This window comes from Bradyrhizobium sp. 23AC (assembly GCF_054863025.1).
This window is the reverse complement of sequence record NZ_JAVAYN010000010.1, coordinates 143,077-159,441: the sequence shown is the minus strand read 5'-3', so window position 1 is coordinate 159,441 and position 16,365 is coordinate 143,077. Positions and strand designations below refer to the sequence as shown.

The following is a 16,365-nucleotide window of genomic DNA, read 5'->3' as shown; positions in this document are numbered from 1 at the left end:
CAGCCGCACTGTAGAGCCCGAGGACGGGTTTGCCACGATACAGGTCCACGAAGCACCGGGAAAACAAGCAATTCATGTCGTTTTCGGCCCAAACTGGTCCCGTCGAGACCGGATGCGGCCGGCCCACGGATATTCTGTGTTTTCTGCTCCATGCCATGTCGGAACCCAGCCCGGCCGTTCGTCTTGAATCCAAGCCGCTTCGAACCGGAGTTCTGCGTAATGGCCCCGCGCGCCAATTGGAAAGGCTTCCTGAGACTGTCCCTCGTCACCTGTCCCGTGGCGCTCTTTCCGGCCACATCCGAGAGCGAGAAGATCTCGTTCAACCAGCTCAACCGGCAGACCGGCCACCGCGTCAAATATCTGAAGGTGGACGCGGATACCGGCGACGAGGTGCCGAACGAGGACATCGTCAAGGGCTACGAGCTCGAAAAGGGACAGTACATCGAGGTCTCGAAAGAGGAGCTCGAGGAGATCGCGCTAGAGTCCACGCGCACCATCGAGATCGACGAGTTCGTCGACAGGTCGGACATCGACCCGCGCTATTTGATTCGCCCCTACTACATCCGGCCCGACGGCAAGGTCGGCCACGACGCCTTCGCGGTGATCCGCGAGACCATCCGCGAGATGAACAAGGTTGCGATCGGGCGCGTGGTGCTGACCAACCGCGAGCACATTATCGCGCTGGAGCCGATGGACAAGGGCCTCGTCGGCACCCTCTTGCGCTACCCCTACGAGGTGCGCAGCGAGCAGGAATATTTCGACGACATCCAGGACGTGAAAGTCACCAAGGACATGCTCGATCTCGCCAGGCACATCGTCAACCAGAAGGCCGGACGCTTCGAGCCCGAGAAGTTCGAGGACCATTATGAGACCGCGCTGATCGAGCTGATCAACGAAAAGCGCGCCGGCAAGGTCATCCGGCCGAAGGAGCGGCCGAAAGGCGAGAACGTCGTCGACCTCATGGAGGCGCTGCGGCGCAGCGTCGGCAAGGAGGCCAGGAAGGAGGCCGCGCCTGCGAAGGCAGACAAGCCGGCGAAGAAGCCGAGGAAGGCGGCGGCCGGCCAGAAGGAGATGCTGATGCCGATCGCGGGCAAGAAGGCGGCCGCCAAGGAGACGTCTGCAAAGAAGCCGGCGGCAGGGGCGCGGCGCAAATCTGCATGAAGCATCCGGTGACCCCGGACGGACGCACCTTCGTCGTCCGCGGTCGCCTTTGGAGAATGGCTAACCCTGATCTCGCAGACGATGAGCGCGCAGCGCTGGTGAAGCGGCTGATGGCGGTAAGGCGCGCGGTCCGCGACGCCAAGGCCGATAAAGACCTCGACCTGGAGGCAGCCGCGCATCGCGAGGTGGACGAGGTCAAGCGCGCGCTGGGGGAGCGGGGACCGGTCTGGTGGAAGGACGGCGCGCCCGACTTCAGTCGCCACATGGCCAGGAACACGCCTTATGCCGCATGGTACGCGAAGGTCCTTGCGGCAGGCGTCAAAAGCCCTCGTCAGGGCACTCCGGACATGAATCGCCGATCGAATCGAGGACATCGTTGATCTCCGCGACGGCCTGATCCGCGGAGACACCGTCCGGTGGATCCCGCCGCGCAAGCGCGACCGCCCGTTTCCGAGCGTGCGGGTCGGCACGATCAATGGCCCAGCCATGCTCCTCGCATTCGCAGATGGCGCGGGACTCCTGCAGCACGTGGATGGCCCATCCCCGTAAGGTGCGGATCGCCGGCCGTCTTTCCCTCGTCATCAGCATTTCGAGATCGCTCCTGCGGGACGAATCCGTGCCACCGCCAAATCGTTCCGGGCGTTAGCACGGGGCAGGGATTCACCAACGGCAGGGCTGGGTTTTGTCCCCCTGTTCCGGAAGCCTGTGGAGAACAGAAGTACAGAACGTTCTTTAAAACCGGGACGACGATGCGCAGGATCACGGTGTCAGCGCAATCAGTTGGTGCAGATCGCCAATGTAGAGTCGCGATTAAGTGCACTGTCACCGTAATCCCTTTCAGAGCTCTTCTGATTAGGATTAGTGAGTGCTGCCCTGCGTAAAAGGGCAAATCGGTGCATATAACCAAATTCGAGGGGCACGTCTTTCTGTGCTACATTACGGGTCCCTTGCCGAAAGCGACTATCAGCATTGTCTCCCCGCGATGCGCGGGCGCCTCGCTTTCGAGATCGATTTTGCCGTAGGGCATGGCCATTGGTTTCTACTCCCGCACGTCGTCAGTCCAGCCCACCTCGCAGGCGAGATACCCTCTCAGCTCTATGAAGATGCGAACCCCGTCGTCCCAGCAGGGACGGTATCGATATCGGTTCTCCTGAACAATAATCCAGCCGTCGTGAAACACACTTGGCTCAGGCTCAACAAGCCTTGTGAGCATCCGTGAACCCACCTCCGGCCAGAGCCCTGTGGACCCCGTTGTAGTCCCCTCGAAATATGCGCGGTCTCCAGCAGATAGGGTCACAAGGGGACGGGCCCAATAAACATTCGGCTCTTTGAGCCTCGGCGTGTTGAGCTCGAACGTTGCGTGGCCGCGAGCCAGCTTCACGAGCACCTGCTTCACCCTATCTTCCTCAACGGCCCAGACAATGCCTGCTGCGGTCTCAGCTCTGGCTCGCTTCAATCGCTGGACTAGAGCTGGGCTATTTTTGAGGATGTTCGCCACCTTGCGCCGCTCGACCAGTTCCGGATCCGCATATCCGGTCGCTGCGCATTCCAGTATGCAGGTTACGTATTCCTCGTCCTGTCCGAGCGAGTTGTTGCAGGGGCGGCACGCTGCGCAGCCGTCAATATTGGCCGGCAGCGGCTCATCTAAGAACAATTTGGAAGGCACGTGATCAAGAGTATCGGCTGGGCCCCCGCAGTGAATGCAGCCGCCGATCTCTCGCTCATCCCCGGTAAACAGAACTCGGCGCAACTGAACCCCGCTTAACGAGCCCACAGTGACAGGCTGTGGAACGTACGGTGGGGGAGGGCAATTTGGAATCGCAAAATGGTCGCTGCCTCGAAACGACCCCCCTTGGGTCTTTCGCGATCACAGTCGAGATGGAAAAAGTCCAGGCCAAATTGTTGAGGCGCGTCAGCAATCTACGAAATCGAGTCACTCTTAAAGGTGGTAATCGAGTCAGTTATATTCGGGAATCGAGTCACTTTTTCGGTGTCCGCACAGCCATTGATTCGCTGGTGGGCCCGGCAGGACTCGAACCTGCAACCAGACCGTTATGAGCGGCCGGCTCTAACCATTGAGCTACAGGCCCCGCCGCGAGACGGCGCGCTTTGGTCGCGGCCGGCAACGGTGCGCGGTTCGTTTACAGGGATGGCGGCGGGGGTGCAATGCTGGCCTGATCGAGATGGAACGCGCGCCTACGCGGCACGTAGTGCGTCGGGGGATTATTGAATTCGGAATAGTCGTATTCTGCCGGTGTGTTGCCCGACGAGTCAATTCCCGTCTTGCGATAAGCCGGCCGAGGCTCTCTTTGCGCTTTCCTAACCTATTGTGATTCCTGACTTCTTCTACTGTGCATGGGGTTGTTTTCGCGATTTTTATGTTGAGGGGGCTGACGGCTCCCCTCAAACGTCTTGCCGGGCAAGCGATGGTCCGGCGGCAGCCCTGACTGCTAGTCCACCGACACCCCCGCGAACTCCACCACCTTGCGCCACTTCTCGGTCTCATCAGTGACCAGCTTGCCGAACTCGGCTGATGTCATCGGCTTGGGGATGCCGCCGGTCTCCGCGAGGCGCGCCACCAGCTTCGGGTCCTTCAACGCTTCGCCGACGGCCTTGTTGAGGGTCTCGATCACTTCGGGCGGCGTGCCCTTCGGTGCGGAGATGCCGTAGAAGCCGACCGATTCGAAGCCGGGCACGGTCTCGGCGATCGCGGGCACGTCGGGCACGCTCGGCCAGCGCTGCGGCGAGGTCACGCCGAGCGCGCGGACATTGCCGCCCTTGGCCTGCTCCAGCGCGGAGGGCAGGTTGTCGAAGATCAGCTGCACCTTGTTGGAGATGATGTCGGGGAAGGCGATCGCGGAGCCGCGATAGGGCACGTGCACCATGTCGCACTTCGTCATCACCTTGAACAGCTCCGCCGACATGTGCACCGAGGTGCCGTTGCCGGACGAGGCAAAGGAGATCTTGCCGGGATTGGCCTTGCAGTAATCGACGAACTCCTGAACCGTCTTCGCGGGGAATGCGTTGGAGACGACCAGCATGTTGGTGAGCTGCATGATGCTGGCCACTGGGGTGGTGTCGCGCAAAAAGTCGAACGGCAGCTTCTTGTAGAGCGATGTGGAGATCGCGTTGTTGGGCGCGACGAACAGCAGCGTGTAGCCGTCGGGCGGCGAGTTGATCGCGGCGGCGGCAGCGATGTTGCCGCCGGACCCCGTGCGGTTCTCGACGATGAATTGCTGGCCGAGACGGTCCGACAGCCACTGCGCCATGATCCGCGCCACGATGTCGACCGGGCCGCCGGCGGCAAATCCAATCAGCCAGTGCACGGGGCGGTCGGGATAGGCGGCGGAGGCGGGAGGCGTTGCGCTGAAAAGACCTAAAAGGACTGTGAGCCCGAAAAAACCGTTACGCAAAATTCGCAACATGACGCCTCCCATTGTTCTATTGTCGTTGGCGACATGCTTTCACAAAATCCGCTCCCTGCCTACATCGCCGCAAGTCGGTGTTGACGCAGGTCTGTCAGGGACGACCATGAGATTTGCGATCCTCACCCTTCTCGGCGCGGCGCTGCTCGCAAGCCCCGTTGCTGCTCAAACCGGAGGCACGGCCATTCCGACCACGACGATCAGCTTGGGCACGGCGACGCCCGGCGGCGGCTTTCCGCTTTATGGCAACGCTTTTGCCGAGGTGATGAACGCGGCCGATCCGCAAATCTCCATCGCGCCCCGCAACACCAAGGGCAGCAACGAGAACATTCCGCTCTTGGAGAAGGGCGAGCTCGACCTCGCGCTGGTCGCGGGCGAGCCAGCCTATGAGGCCTTCGCCGGCATCGGCCGCGCGCCGGTCCGGCTGAAGATTCTCACGGCGATTTATTCCAACCCCGGCATGTTCGTGGTGCGCGCGGACAGTCCCTACAGGACGATCCGCGATCTCGTTGGCCAGCCCGTCGCGTTCGGCGCCAAGGGCTCGGGCCTGCCGATCCTGGCGCGCTATGTGCTCGATGGGCTCGGCCTGAAGCAGGATGAGGACTTCAAGGCCATCTATCTTGACCGCGCCGGCGACGGCCCCGCGATGGTCGAGGACGGCCGCGTCGCCGCGCTCTGGGGCGCCGGCATCGGCTGGCCCGGCTTTGCCGCGGTCGCATCGAGCGCCTCAGGCGCGCGCTTCATCGCGCCCAGCGCTGAGGAGATCGCGCGCATCCGCGCCAAGCATTCCTTCCTCAAGCCACTGACGGTGCCGGCCGGCTCCTATCCGAGCCAGTCCGAGCCGATCGCCTCGCTCGGCTCCTGGAGTTTTGTCCTCACGCGCGAGGACTTGCCTGACGATGTCGCCTATCGCCTGGCAAAGACGCTGCACGGCAATGAGGCGACTTTCTGCAAGAAGCTCGCCCAGGCCTGCGAGACCACGGCGTCGAACACGGTCGCAGCGGCGCCAAGGTCGGAGCTGATCCATCCCGGCGTGATGAAGTACTTTCGCGAGATAGGGGTGGTGAAATAAGCGAATGGCGAGTGGTGAGTAGCGAATGGAGTTGGTCCATTCGCCACTCCCTATTCGCCACTCGCCAAACTCACTTCTTCACCATCGCACACGCCTGGTCCGGCGGACCGAACGCCTTGTCGCCCGAGATGGTCGTGAGGATCTTGTAATAGTCCCACGGATATTTGCTCTCCTCCGGCGTCTTCACCTGCACCAGCCAGAGATCGTGCACCATCAGATTGTCCTCCCGCAGCTTGCCGTTGCGGGCGAAGAAATCCTCGATCGGCTTCTCGCGCATCTTGGCGGCGACCTTGAGCGGATCGTCGGTGCCGGCTTCCTTGATGGCGTTGAGATAGTGCATCACGGATGAATAGACGCCGGCCTGCCACATCGACGGCATCTTGTTCATCTTGGCGAAATAGCGCTTCGACCATTCGCGGGTCTTGTCATCCATGTCCCAATAGAACGACGTGGTCAGCAGCAGACCTTGCGCCGCCTGCAGGCCGAGGCCGTGGATGTCGGTGATCAGCGCCAGCAGCGCCGCCATCTGCTGGCCGCCCTTGAACACGCCGAACTCCGAGCCGGTCTTGATCTCGTTCATGTTGTTGGGCGGGCCGGCCGCGATGCCGATGATCTTGGCCTTGGAGGCCTGCGCCTGCAGCACGAAGGAGGAGAGATCAGGTGTTGCCAGCGGCGGCCGCACCGAGCCCAGCACCTTGCCGCCATTGGCGGTGACGACCGCGGACGCGTCGCGCTCGAGCGAATGGCCGAAGGCATAATCGTCGGTGATGAAGAACCAGCTGTCGCCGCCGCGCTTGACCACGGCGTCCGCGGTGCCGACCGCGAGCGCGCGGGTGTCGAACACCCACTGGATCGCATAAGGCGAGCAGAACTTGCCGTGGAAATCGGCGGTACCGGTGGAGTGGGTGATGAACAGCCGCTTCTTCTCGTTGGCGACGTTCTGCACCGCGAGCCCGACCGCGGAGACCGGCACGTCGACGATCAGATCGACCTGGTCCACGTCGTACCAGCGCCGCGCGATGGTGCCGCCGATATCGGCCTTGAGCTGGTGGTCGCCGATCACGATGCTGATCGGCTTGCCGAGCACGGTGCCGCCGAAATCGTCGATCGCCATCTGCGCCGCCGTCACCGAGCCCTGGCCGGTCGGCGCGGAGGCCGGGCCGTTCATGTCGGTGAGCACGCCGATCTTAACGAGGTTGTCGGAAACCTGCGCCGATGCCGCACCAGACAGCAGCGCCGCCGTCAAGGCGGCCGCGACCGGCAGTCCAAATCTGATTGGATTCACGCTTGTCCTCCCCTGATCCGGCACGTTGGCCGGTGTTGCCCCGGGTATGCCCGGCTGAATTGGTTTCTTTTGCAACTATTTTGGGGCGGGCGTCAATGTCAGGCTGCGAAGCGGATCCGCCCCGCGGGTGAGGGATCGTAGCCGGTCAGCTCCTCGGCGCGCTGGCGCAGCCGCCGCTCGTTCAGGAATCCGATCAAGGCCTGCATGGCGGGGCGGAAATAGCTGCGCTGCCGCATCGCGAGGTCAAAATTCTCCCAGACCAGCGGCACGAAATCGAGGCCGGCCGAACGCGCGGCGGCGCGCGTGGCGATGCCGCAATCGGCCTGGCCGGCGCGGACCAGTTCGGCAAGATCCGGTCCGGTGAGGGCCGGCGTCTCGACCCGGCGCAAATCCCGCGTCGTGGCGCCCGCGCGCTTCAGGAGCACGTCGAGCAGCATCTGCGCGCCTGTGCCCTGTTGCCGCATCGCCATCCGGGCGCCGAGCGCGAGCACGTCGGTCAGGCCGTGCAGGTGCTTGGGATTGCCCTGCGGCAGCACGAGACCCTGTTCGCGGCGCACGAACGCGACCAGCACCGCATCATGCAAATCCGGAGCGGCCCGCAGCGCTTCGACACTGGCATCCCCAGCGAGATCATCGGAAGCATCCAGGCCGTGGAAATGTATCGCCGCCGCCATCACCTCGTTGCGCTGCAAGCGCTCGAGCCCGCGCACGCTGCCCTCGCTCATCGATCCCAGGCCCGAGCCGGATTCGCGTAAGGCCCAATCCAGCAGCTCGTCCTGGCTGCCGCCCACGACCGGCGGCGGCTCCGCGATCAGCATGCCGGCCGGACGCGCGAGGCCCGAGAGCACCCAGAGATCGAGTTCGTGGCGTGGGAAGAGCCACTTCCCGGTCACCTTGGTGCAGGGGATCGCGCCTGTGGTGACGAGTTCGTAGAGCTTGCGTTCGCCGAGCCGAAGATAGTCGGCGGCTTCGCTGGTCGTCAGGAATTCCATCCTGCATTCCTATGCAAATTCTTGCTTCTTTTTGACGTCTAACGCAGGTGGAATTCTGCATTTCAATTCGTGTCCGCCGGAACCATGCCCGATCATCTCGCTGCTTTGCAACACATCCTCGCACGCGATTTCTGCTTTGGTGAACGATCCTAAAGCGCGCTCAGCTTTGCCGAAATTTCCCGATTGCGAGAGCGCATCGGCGCAAACGCGTCACGAGCGCGGCGCAATCGATCACCATCATGATCAGGTCATAGCCAATGGGAACCTGATTATGGGCCGCCTGTCCGTTGCATTCGCACTCTTCTGCGGCCTCACCGCGGGCGTTGCGGCCTCGTCCGCGGAAGACCGCGCAATCGTGCTGGCCTCGACCACGTCGACGCAGGAGTCCGGCCTGCTCGATTATCTGCTGCCGATCTTCCGCGACAAGACCGGCGTCGACGTGACGGTGATCGCGCGGCGCGCCGACGAGGTGCTCGACGGGCCGCGAAGGGGCGAGGCCGACGTCGTTCTGATGCATGCGCGGCCGCAGGAGGAGAAGTTCGTCGCCGACGGGTTTGGCGTGAAGCGCTTTGACGTGATGTACAACGACTATGTGCTGATCGGGCCGAAGAACGATCCCGCCGGCGTCAAGGGCAAGGACATCGCGACGGCGCTGAAGGCGATCGAGGCCAAGGGCGCACCGTTCGTGACCCGCGGCGACCGGTCGGGCACCCATGCTGCGGAGCTGGCGCTCTGGATCGTCGCCGGCATCGACATCGCCGGGGCCAAGGGTCCCTGGTATCGCGAGGCGCCACAGGGCATGGCCTCGGCGCTCGATGCCGCGCGCGCCGCCAATGCCTATGTGCTGTCCGATCGCGGCAGCTGGATCGCCTTCAAGGATCGCGGCGATCTCGATATCGTCGTCGAAGGCGACCGGCGGTTGCTCAATCAGTACGGCGTGATGCTGGTGAACCCCGAGAAGTTTCCGAACGTGAAGAAGGATCTCGCGCAGACCTTCATCGATTGGCTGACCTCGCCGGAGGGGCAGACGGCGATCGCAGGCTACAAGGTCGACGGACAGCAGCTGTTCTTCCCCAATGCGGACCGGTCGGGCGGTTGACGTCGGCATCGCCGGTGGTTGCCAAACCGGGCGATGCATGGTCCACCATGGCGCATGACCCAGCGCCTGCCGCCATCGCTGACGCCGCTCGACACCGCGCTCGCCGCGTTGCTGAGCGAGCTTGAGCCGCTTGCACCGGTGGGGTTGCCGCTGAGCGAAGCGGCCGGCTGCATCGCGGCGGGCACGCCGCTGCTTGCGGCCCATCCGCATCACGACATCGCCGCCGCGGACGGCTGGGCGCTCTGCGCCAACGATCTCGTCGGCGCGTCCTCTTATTCGCCGCTGCCTTTGACCCGAGCACCCGCGTGGGTCGAGGCCGGTGACCCGATGCCCGCCGGCTGCGACTGTGTGCTCGATGCCGACGCGATCGATGCATCGGGGCCACTCGTGCAGGTGCTGGTGGAGGGCGTGCCGGGGCACGGCGTCAGGCGTGGCGGCAGCGACATCGCGGAGCGCACGCCGGCCGGCGCCGAGGGCCAACCGGTCGTCGCAGCCGATCTGCTGCTCGCACGCATTGCCGGTTTGGACAAGCTCGGCGTGCGTCGGCCCCGGCTGCGCATCGTCAACGTGCCGGGTGCAACGGCAACGATGCATATGATCGCCGGGATCGCGCGCGCTGCGGGACTGGATGTGAAGACGTATGAGACCGGCGCGCGCGATGCGGCGTCGATTGCCGATGCGCTCGATACGTCCTTCTGCGATCTGATCCTGACGCTCGGCGGCAGCGGCGTTGGCCGCGGCGATGCGGCCGTCGCCGCGCTGGCTCAGCGTGGTCATCTGATTGCCCACGGTCTTGCGCTTCAGCCTGGGCGGACTGCCGCGGTCGCGAAGCTCGGAAAGGTTCCCGTCGTCGCCTTGCCCGGCTCGCCGGATCATGCGTTGGCAGCGTGGCTCGCGCTCGTGCTTCCGCTCGTCGACCGACTATCGGCGCGCCGGCCGCGCCGGCAGGTGAGCCTGCCGCTTGCGCGAAAAATCGCGTCCACCGTCGGCATCGCCGAGATCGCTTTGCTGGCCTGGGAACATCGCGCGTGGATGCCGCTTGCCGTGGGCGAATGGCCGCTCCAAGCTGTTGCCGGTGCGGACGCATGGCTGCTCATTCCCGCCACGGACGAGGGATTTGCGGCGGGCGTGCCGGTCGATGCCTATCTGATGCGGGAATGATATGGATTTTGACATGTCGATGAACCCGCAATCGCAAATCCGCAGCGCGCTCGAACAAGAGCAGTTCCTCAAGATCCTCTCGCGCGAGGAGGCCCTGGCGCGCTTCGAGGCCGCGTTGTTCCCGCGCGCCGTTCCGAGCGAAAAGCGCAAGCTCGGCGATGCGCTCGGCGTGGCGCTCGCTGAAGACATCACTGCGCCGATCGACGTGCCCCCGTTCGATCGCTCCAATGTCGACGGTTTTGCCGTGCGCTCGGCCGACCTTGCGGCGGCTGGCGAAGGCGCTCCTCGGCGCCTCACGCTGAACGGCGAGACCATCCACTGCGGCACCGCGCCAAGGATGCAAGTGGCGGCGGGAACCGCAACGCCGATCGCCACCGGCGGTCCGTTGCCGCGTGGCGCCGACGCGGTCGTCATGGTCGAGCACACCCAGCCGGTTGGATCCGATGCAATCGACGTCCGCCGTGCCGTCTCGCCGGGACAATTCGTGTCGTACGCCGGATCCGACATTGCGCGCGGCGAGGCGCTGCTGCGTGCCGGCACGATCATCGGCTCGCGCGAGATCGGCATGCTCGCGGCTTGCGGCATTGCCGAGGTGACCGTCGCGCGCAAGCCGCGGGTTGCGGTGATCTCCACCGGTGACGAACTGGTTCAGCCCGGCGGGGCTCTTCCGCCCGCCGCGATCTACGATACCAACGGCGCCATCGTCGCCGCAGCGATCGACGAGAATGGCGGCGAGGCGATCTTCCTCGGCGCCGTTGCCGACGATGAAGCCAGGCTCGAAGCTGCCATGCGCACCGCACTCGCAGATGCCGACATGCTGGTGCTGTCCGGCGGCACCTCGAAAGGCGCAGGCGACCTTTCCCATCGCATCATCGGTCGGCTCGGCCAGCCCGGCATCGTCGCGCATGGTGTTGCGCTCAAGCCTGGCAAGCCGTTGTGCCTTGCGGTGTGCGACGGCAAGCCGGTGGTGATCCTGCCGGGCTTTCCGACCTCGGCGATGTTTACCTTCCACGACATGATCGTGCCGGTGCTGCGCAAGCTGGCCGGCTTGCCGCCGCGCTCGGATGCCAAGGTGAACGCGACCGTGCCGGTGCGCATTGCTTCCGAGCTCGGCCGCACCGAGTTCGTCATGGTGTCGCTGGTCGAGGGCAGGGACGGCCTGATCGCCTACCCCTCCGGCAAGGGGTCTGGCGCGATCACGTCCTTCGCGCAGGCCGACGGCTTTTTGCGCGTCGACGCGCTCGCCGACCAGATGCCGGCCGGGACCGAAGCCGAGGTGACGCTGTTCACGCCGCATGTGCGCGTGCCCGATCTCGTCATCGTCGGCAGCCATTGCACCGGCCTCGATCTCGTCACCGCACAGCTCGCGCATGCCGGCCTGGCTGTGCGCTCGATTGCCGTCGGCAGCCTCGGTGGAATCGCGGCCGCAAAGCGCGGTGAATGTGATTTGGCGCCGATCCATCTGTTCGATGACAAGAGCGAGACGTACAATTCGCCCTATCTCGTCGAGGGCCTCGAGCTCGTGCCGGGCTGGCGGCGGATGCAGGGCATCGTCTTCCGCAAGGACGACAGGCGTTTCGAGGGCCTCGATGCGAAGGAGGCCGTCGCCGCTGCTCTCGCTGATCCCGCCTGCATCATGGTCAACCGCAACCAGGGCGCCGGCACGCGTATCCTGATCGACCGGCTGCTCGGTGGCGCGCGGCCGGAAGGCTACTGGAACCAGCCGCGGTCGCACAATGCAGTCGCGGCAGCCGTTGCGCAGCACCGCGCCGATTGGGGCATGACCATTGCGCCGGTCGCCCAAGCGGCCGGCCTCGGTTTCATTCCGTTCGCGGAAGAGCATTATGACTTCGCGCTGGTCACGGCGCGCAAAGACCGGCCGCCGGTGCAGGCGTTTCTCGATGCGCTTGGCTCGAACGAGGCCCGCGCCGCGCTGGAGCGCGCCGGATTCCGGCCTGCGTAGCGACGGTGCAGAAGACCTCGCTGAGGAGCGTACTGATACCGGCTGGATCTGCAGCTACGATGCCTGGTCGGTGCCGCTGGCGGCTTGATCGGACTGATCGAGTTTGCGCTCCCGTTCCTCGGCTTCGGCGAGCGCACGCTGGGCGGCGGCCGGCAACGGCTTCGGGTCCGACGGGACTTCGACGGTGTCAGCCTTGCTTAGCTGCTTCGTGCGATCGATTGCGTCCGAAACATCGAACGCGATATCGACAACATCGAAAATGACTTCCAAGAGAGAGTCGGCCATGGCTCATCCGGGGCAACATCCCAATCATTGGTCGTTCGCTTCTTAGGTCCGGTTCATAGCCAGGAGCTCAAGGCCATGAACAGGCAATGCCTCAGGATGCATCATCCAGCGCCGCCAGCCGTTCGGCCTCGGCGATATCCTCGACCGTATTGGCGTTGAAAAACGGATCTAGCGGCTCGGTCGGCCACGTCACCGTCGCGAGAGGATAGCGCGCGGTCCAGCGGTCGATCTTGCGGAGGTCCTCGACGACCAGCGCGTGCCTGAGTTCGTCGCGCAAGCCGACGCGCCACAGGCCGATCACGGGATGCGACTGCTCGCCTGATGCCGCGACCGCGAGCTGGGCGTTCTCTTGGCTCCGCGCTTCATGCAGGCGCGCGACCAGATCGCGCGGCAGGAACGGGCAGTCGCCGGCGGCGCTGAGCACCCATTCGATGCCCGGCCGGTTCGCCGCAGTCCAGTCGAGCGCGGCGAGGATGCCGGCGAGCGGACCGGGAAAGCCGGGCACGTCGTCGGCGACGACTTGCAGGCCGAACGCGGCGAAACGCGCGGGATCGCCGTTCGCGTTGAGGATCAGTCCTCTGCACTGGGGCGAAAGGCGCGCGATCACGCGCGCCAGGATGGTGTGGCCGCCGATGGTGCGCATCGGCTTGTCGCCACCGCCCATGCGCCGCGCCAGGCCGCCGGCGAGCAGCACGCCAAGGGTCGACGGGACGCTCGTCGGCAGAAAGTCAGTCGTCACCAGCTTCACCCTTGCGCTTGTGCTTCGCCGACTCTTCCTCGACGTAAGCGAGGTCCTGGTCGTAGACGATGCGTTCCTCGCCGGCGAGCGCGATGAAGCGCTTGCCGCGGGTGCGTCCGACCAGCGTCAGCCCGACCTGTCTTGCGAGATCGACGCCCCAGGCGGTGAAGCCGGAGCGCGACACCAGGATCGGAATTCCCATGCGGACCGTCTTGATCACCATCTCCGAGGTGAGCCGCCCCGTGGTGTAGAGGATCTTGTCGCTGGCATCGAAACCGTGGCGGTACATCCAGCCCGCGATCTTGTCGACGGCGTTATGGCGGCCGACGTCTTCGGTGTAGCAGAGCGGGGTGCCTTCCCTGCACAGCACACAGCCATGGATCGCGCCGGCCTCGAGATAGAGCGAGGGCATGGTGTTGATGGTCTGCGTCATCTGGTACAGCCAGGAGGTGCGCAGCTCGGCCTTCGGCAGTGCGACGCTTTCGACCGCCTCGAGCAGGTCGCCGAAGGCGGTGCCCTGCGCGCAGCCCGAGGTCTGCGTGCGCTTCTTCAGCTTGGCCTCGAAATTGGTGTGGTGCGTGGTGCGCACCACGACCACCTGGAGGTCGTCGTCGTATTCGACCTCGGTGACCACGTCATTATATTTCAGCATGTTCTGGTTCAGCAGGTAGCCGAGCGCCAGATATTCGGGGTAATCGCCGATCGTCATCATGGTGACGATCTCCTGGGAATTCAGGTAGAGCGTCAGCGGCCGCTCCATCGGCACTTTGATCTCGACCCTGGCGCCGGTCTGGTCGGTCCCGGTCACGCTCTGGGTCAGGCGCGGGTCGGCCGTGTCAGGGACGATCAGGGGCACCGGGGCTTTGTCGATCTTCATCATGGCGGCGAGGTTAGCATGACATTCGGGTCAAGCCGATATAAGCATGCTGACGGAAAACGAAATGCCTCCGTTCGTCATTGCGAGGAGCGAAGCGACGAAGCAATCCAGAGTGCCACCGCGGATACATTTCTGGATTGCTTCGCTGCGCTCGCAATGACGGAGGAGAGAGTGGTTCCATCAGGAGCCAAGTCGCTCGCGGACACGGAGCTGGAATGAAAGTCATCGGCCTTGCAGGCTGGAGCGGTGCGGGCAAGACCACGCTGTTGACGCGGCTGATCCCGCATTTCAACGCGCAAGGGCTGCGCGTCTCGGTCATCAAGCATGCGCATCACCAGTTCGACGTCGATGTGCCCGGCAAGGATTCCTGGCGCCATCGCGAGGCCGGCGCGGCCGAGGTGCTGGTTGCGTCGTCAAACCGCTGGGCCCTGATGCACGAACTGCGCGGAGCGGCGGAGCCGCGGTTGCCGGAACTCTTGGGCAAGCTTTCCGCGGTCGATCTCGTCGTGGTCGAGGGCTTCAAGCGCGAGCCGCATCGCAAGATCGAGGTGCATCGCGCGGCGAACGGCAAGCCGTTGCTGTTTCCCGACGATCCCGGGATCGCCGGGATCGCGGCCGACACCGCCATTGACACTGGGCTGCCGACTGTCCATCTCGACGATATCGCGGCAGCCGCATCATTGATGCTGCGCGCGGCGATGCCGGTCGAGGAAGCGGTCGCTAGAAGCGCTGCGATGCGCTGACGAGGCACCATGGCGCAACTGTCGGACGATTGCTTTGCCTTCGGCGGCCCGATGATGTCGGTCGACGAGGCCGTTGGCCTGATCACGACGCGCGTCAATGCGATCGCCGATCTGGAGACCGTGGCGCTGGTCGAAGCAGACGGGCGTGTGCTGGCGCGCGATGTCGCAGCGCCCCTGCCGCTGCCGCCCTTCACCAACTCGGCCGTCGACGGCTACGCCGTGCGCAACGGCGACATTCCTGAAGGCGCGGAGCGGGCGTTCCCGCTCGACGGCCGCATCCAGGCCGGCGGCCTCGCACAGGCGCCGATCAAGCCCGGCCATACCGCGCGCATTTTCACGGGCGCGCCGATGCCGCCGGATGCCGAAACCGTCTTCATGCAGGAGGACGTCCGCATCGACGATTCCGGCAGGATCGTGCTGCCGCCGGGACTGAAGCCCGGTGCCAATGTTCGCCCCGCGGGCGAGGACATCCCGAAGGGGCACATTGCGCTGCGCGCCGGCCAGCGCTTGCGGCCGCAGCATGTCGCGCTCGCCGCCGCGTTCGGTCTTGTCAGTCTCGACGTCATCAGGCGCATTCGCGTTGCGGTGTTCTCGACCGGCGACGAGTTGGCCTCGCCCGGCGAGCCGCGCGCGGCCTCGCAATTGTTCGATTCCAACCGCTTCATGCTGATGGCGATGCTGCGCCGGCTTGGCTGCGAGGTCAGCGATCTCGGCATCTTGCGCGACGAGCGGACTTCGCTCGGCAATGGCTTGAAGCAGGTGGCGGGTGATCATGACCTGATCCTCACCACCGGCGGCGTCTCGACCGGCGAGGAGGACCACGTCAAGGCGGCGGTCGAGGGCATCGGCTCGCTGGTGCTGTGGCGGATGGCGATCAAGCCTGGCCGTCCCGTGGCAATGGGGATCATCGACGGCACGCCGCTGATCGGATTGCCCGGCAATCCCGTCGCGAGCTTCGTCACCTTCGTCCATGTGGTGCGACCGACGGTGCTGGCGCTCGCCGGTGGCCTGCCGGAGCCGCTTCTGCCGATCCCGGTGCGGGCGGCTTTCACCTACAAGAAGAAGGCGGGCCGGCGCGAATATGTTCGCGTCTCGTTGCGGCGGGCGCAGGACGGCACGCTGGAGGCGGTGAAGTTCCCGCGCGAAGGGGCCGGGCTGTTGTCCTCGCTGGTCGAGACCGGCGGTCTCGTCGAGCTCGGTGAGAGCGTCACGGGCGTCGAGCCGGGGCAGGACGTAGGCTTTTTGTCCTACGCCGATCTGCTCTAGCGGCCTTGCGTTGACGCCATCGATTGGTCCCGCCATGTTGCGCCCATGACCAGAATGACGCTCGATCTCACCGGACTGAAATGTCCGCTGCCCGCCCTGAAGACGCGCAAGGCGCTCAAGCCGTTACAGCCGGGCGATCAGCTCGAGGTCCACTGCACCGATCCCTTGTCGGTGATTGACATTCCGAACCTGATCCGCGAGACCGGCGACAAGGTCGAGATCACCGAGCGCAACGAGGCGCGCATCGTGTTCCTGGTCGAAAAGAGCGACGCCCCGTAGAAAGGCGAATATTCACGG

17 protein-coding genes and 1 tRNA gene are annotated in these 16,365 nt (G+C 64.7%); 9 read left to right on the top strand and 9 right to left on the bottom strand.

Features of this window, described 5'->3' with window-relative positions; translation table 11 throughout:
- The first annotated feature begins 219 nt into the window (after nucleotides 1-219).
- Nucleotides 220-1,161, top strand: coding sequence for a non-homologous end joining protein Ku (gene ku, locus RAD10_RS23610; RefSeq protein WP_461619426.1), 942 nt, complete (start codon nucleotides 220-222; stop codon nucleotides 1,159-1,161).
- The gene (locus RAD10_RS23605) at nucleotides 1,158-1,541 is read left to right on the top strand and encodes a hypothetical protein (RefSeq protein WP_461619425.1); all 384 of its coding nucleotides are present in this window, start codon (nucleotides 1,158-1,160) and stop codon (nucleotides 1,539-1,541) included. The genes ku and RAD10_RS23605 overlap by 4 nt, the downstream gene beginning before the upstream one ends.
- On the opposite strand, the gene RAD10_RS23600 is transcribed toward RAD10_RS23605, so the two are convergent.
- From RAD10_RS23600 to RAD10_RS23585, 4 genes are all read right to left on the bottom strand, one after another.
- Nucleotides 1,480-1,749: a hypothetical protein gene (locus RAD10_RS23600; RefSeq protein ID WP_461619424.1), complete on the bottom strand. Its 270-nt coding sequence runs from the start codon at nucleotides 1,747-1,749 to the stop codon at nucleotides 1,480-1,482. The two genes, RAD10_RS23605 and RAD10_RS23600, sit on opposite strands and share 62 nt — an antisense overlap.
- A gap of 451 nt (nucleotides 1,750-2,200) precedes the next feature.
- Nucleotides 2,201-2,659: a hypothetical protein gene (locus RAD10_RS23595; protein WP_461619423.1), complete on the bottom strand. Its 459-nt coding sequence runs from the start codon at nucleotides 2,657-2,659 to the stop codon at nucleotides 2,201-2,203.
- Nucleotides 2,660-3,175: 516 nt separating this feature from the next.
- Nucleotides 3,176-3,251: transfer RNA gene (locus RAD10_RS23590), tRNA-Ile, on the bottom strand.
- A gap of 360 nt (nucleotides 3,252-3,611) precedes the next feature.
- Nucleotides 3,612-4,586 carry a Bug family tripartite tricarboxylate transporter substrate binding protein gene (locus RAD10_RS23585; protein ID WP_461619422.1) on the bottom strand — a complete coding sequence of 325 codons (975 nt, stop codon included), beginning with the start codon at nucleotides 4,584-4,586 and terminating at the stop codon, nucleotides 3,612-3,614.
- Nucleotides 4,587-4,692: 106 nt separating this feature from the next.
- Here RAD10_RS23585 and RAD10_RS23580 point away from each other — a divergent pair, with 106 nt between their 5' ends.
- Nucleotides 4,693-5,658: a TAXI family TRAP transporter solute-binding subunit gene (locus tag RAD10_RS23580; RefSeq protein WP_461619421.1), complete on the top strand. Its 966-nt coding sequence runs from the start codon at nucleotides 4,693-4,695 to the stop codon at nucleotides 5,656-5,658.
- A gap of 70 nt (nucleotides 5,659-5,728) precedes the next feature.
- Here the strand turns inward: RAD10_RS23580 and RAD10_RS23575 are convergent, their stop codons facing one another.
- Together RAD10_RS23575 and RAD10_RS23570 are read right to left on the bottom strand one after the other, a co-directional pair.
- The gene (locus RAD10_RS23575) at nucleotides 5,729-6,943 is read right to left on the bottom strand and encodes an ABC transporter substrate-binding protein (protein WP_461619420.1); all 1,215 of its coding nucleotides are present in this window, start codon (nucleotides 6,941-6,943) and stop codon (nucleotides 5,729-5,731) included.
- A gap of 98 nt (nucleotides 6,944-7,041) precedes the next feature.
- A complete protein-coding gene (locus tag RAD10_RS23570; protein WP_461619419.1) occupies nucleotides 7,042-7,935 on the bottom strand; it encodes a substrate-binding domain-containing protein in 894 nt (297 codons plus the stop codon).
- Nucleotides 7,936-8,206: 271 nt separating this feature from the next.
- Between RAD10_RS23570 and RAD10_RS23565 the strand changes: the two genes are divergently transcribed.
- Genes RAD10_RS23565 through RAD10_RS23555 form a run of 3 tightly spaced genes read left to right on the top strand, consistent with a single transcriptional unit; the run spans nucleotide 8,207 to nucleotide 12,158 of the window.
- Nucleotides 8,207-9,034: an ABC transporter substrate-binding protein gene (locus RAD10_RS23565; RefSeq protein WP_461619418.1), complete on the top strand. Its 828-nt coding sequence runs from the start codon at nucleotides 8,207-8,209 to the stop codon at nucleotides 9,032-9,034.
- Between the two features lie 54 nt (nucleotides 9,035-9,088).
- Nucleotides 9,089-10,195, top strand: coding sequence for a molybdopterin-binding protein (locus RAD10_RS23560; protein ID WP_461619417.1), 1,107 nt, complete (start codon nucleotides 9,089-9,091; stop codon nucleotides 10,193-10,195).
- 13 nt (nucleotides 10,196-10,208) lie between these two features.
- Nucleotides 10,209-12,158 carry a molybdopterin biosynthesis protein gene (locus RAD10_RS23555; RefSeq protein WP_461619416.1) on the top strand — a complete coding sequence of 650 codons (1,950 nt, stop codon included), beginning with the start codon at nucleotides 10,209-10,211 and terminating at the stop codon, nucleotides 12,156-12,158.
- Nucleotides 12,159-12,212: 54 nt separating this feature from the next.
- Here RAD10_RS23555 and RAD10_RS23550 read toward each other — a convergent pair whose 3' ends face one another.
- From RAD10_RS23550 to RAD10_RS23540, 3 genes are all read right to left on the bottom strand, one after another.
- Nucleotides 12,213-12,443 carry a hypothetical protein gene (locus RAD10_RS23550; RefSeq protein WP_461619415.1) on the bottom strand — a complete coding sequence of 77 codons (231 nt, stop codon included), beginning with the start codon at nucleotides 12,441-12,443 and terminating at the stop codon, nucleotides 12,213-12,215.
- 91 nt (nucleotides 12,444-12,534) lie between these two features.
- Nucleotides 12,535-13,191 (bottom strand): molybdenum cofactor guanylyltransferase MobA, encoded by a 657-nt coding sequence (mobA, locus tag RAD10_RS23545; protein WP_461619414.1) that lies wholly within the window; start codon nucleotides 13,189-13,191, stop codon nucleotides 12,535-12,537.
- Nucleotides 13,172-14,062 carry a formate dehydrogenase accessory sulfurtransferase FdhD gene (locus tag RAD10_RS23540; protein WP_461619413.1) on the bottom strand — a complete coding sequence of 297 codons (891 nt, stop codon included), beginning with the start codon at nucleotides 14,060-14,062 and terminating at the stop codon, nucleotides 13,172-13,174. Before RAD10_RS23540 ends, mobA begins: the two co-directional genes overlap by 20 nt.
- A gap of 212 nt (nucleotides 14,063-14,274) precedes the next feature.
- On the opposite strand from RAD10_RS23540, the gene mobB reads away from it, so the two are divergent.
- From mobB to RAD10_RS23525, 3 genes are read left to right on the top strand one after another with little or no spacing between them, the layout of a single operon-like run.
- The gene (gene mobB / locus RAD10_RS23535; RefSeq protein WP_461619412.1) at nucleotides 14,275-14,802 is read left to right on the top strand and encodes a molybdopterin-guanine dinucleotide biosynthesis protein B; all 528 of its coding nucleotides are present in this window, start codon (nucleotides 14,275-14,277) and stop codon (nucleotides 14,800-14,802) included.
- Between the two features lie 9 nt (nucleotides 14,803-14,811).
- Nucleotides 14,812-16,068 (top strand): molybdopterin molybdotransferase MoeA, encoded by a 1,257-nt coding sequence (locus RAD10_RS23530; protein WP_461619411.1) that lies wholly within the window; start codon nucleotides 14,812-14,814, stop codon nucleotides 16,066-16,068.
- A gap of 45 nt (nucleotides 16,069-16,113) precedes the next feature.
- Nucleotides 16,114-16,347 carry a sulfurtransferase TusA family protein gene (locus RAD10_RS23525; RefSeq protein WP_091956259.1) on the top strand — a complete coding sequence of 78 codons (234 nt, stop codon included), beginning with the start codon at nucleotides 16,114-16,116 and terminating at the stop codon, nucleotides 16,345-16,347.
- The last annotated feature ends 18 nt before the right edge of the window (nucleotides 16,348-16,365 follow it).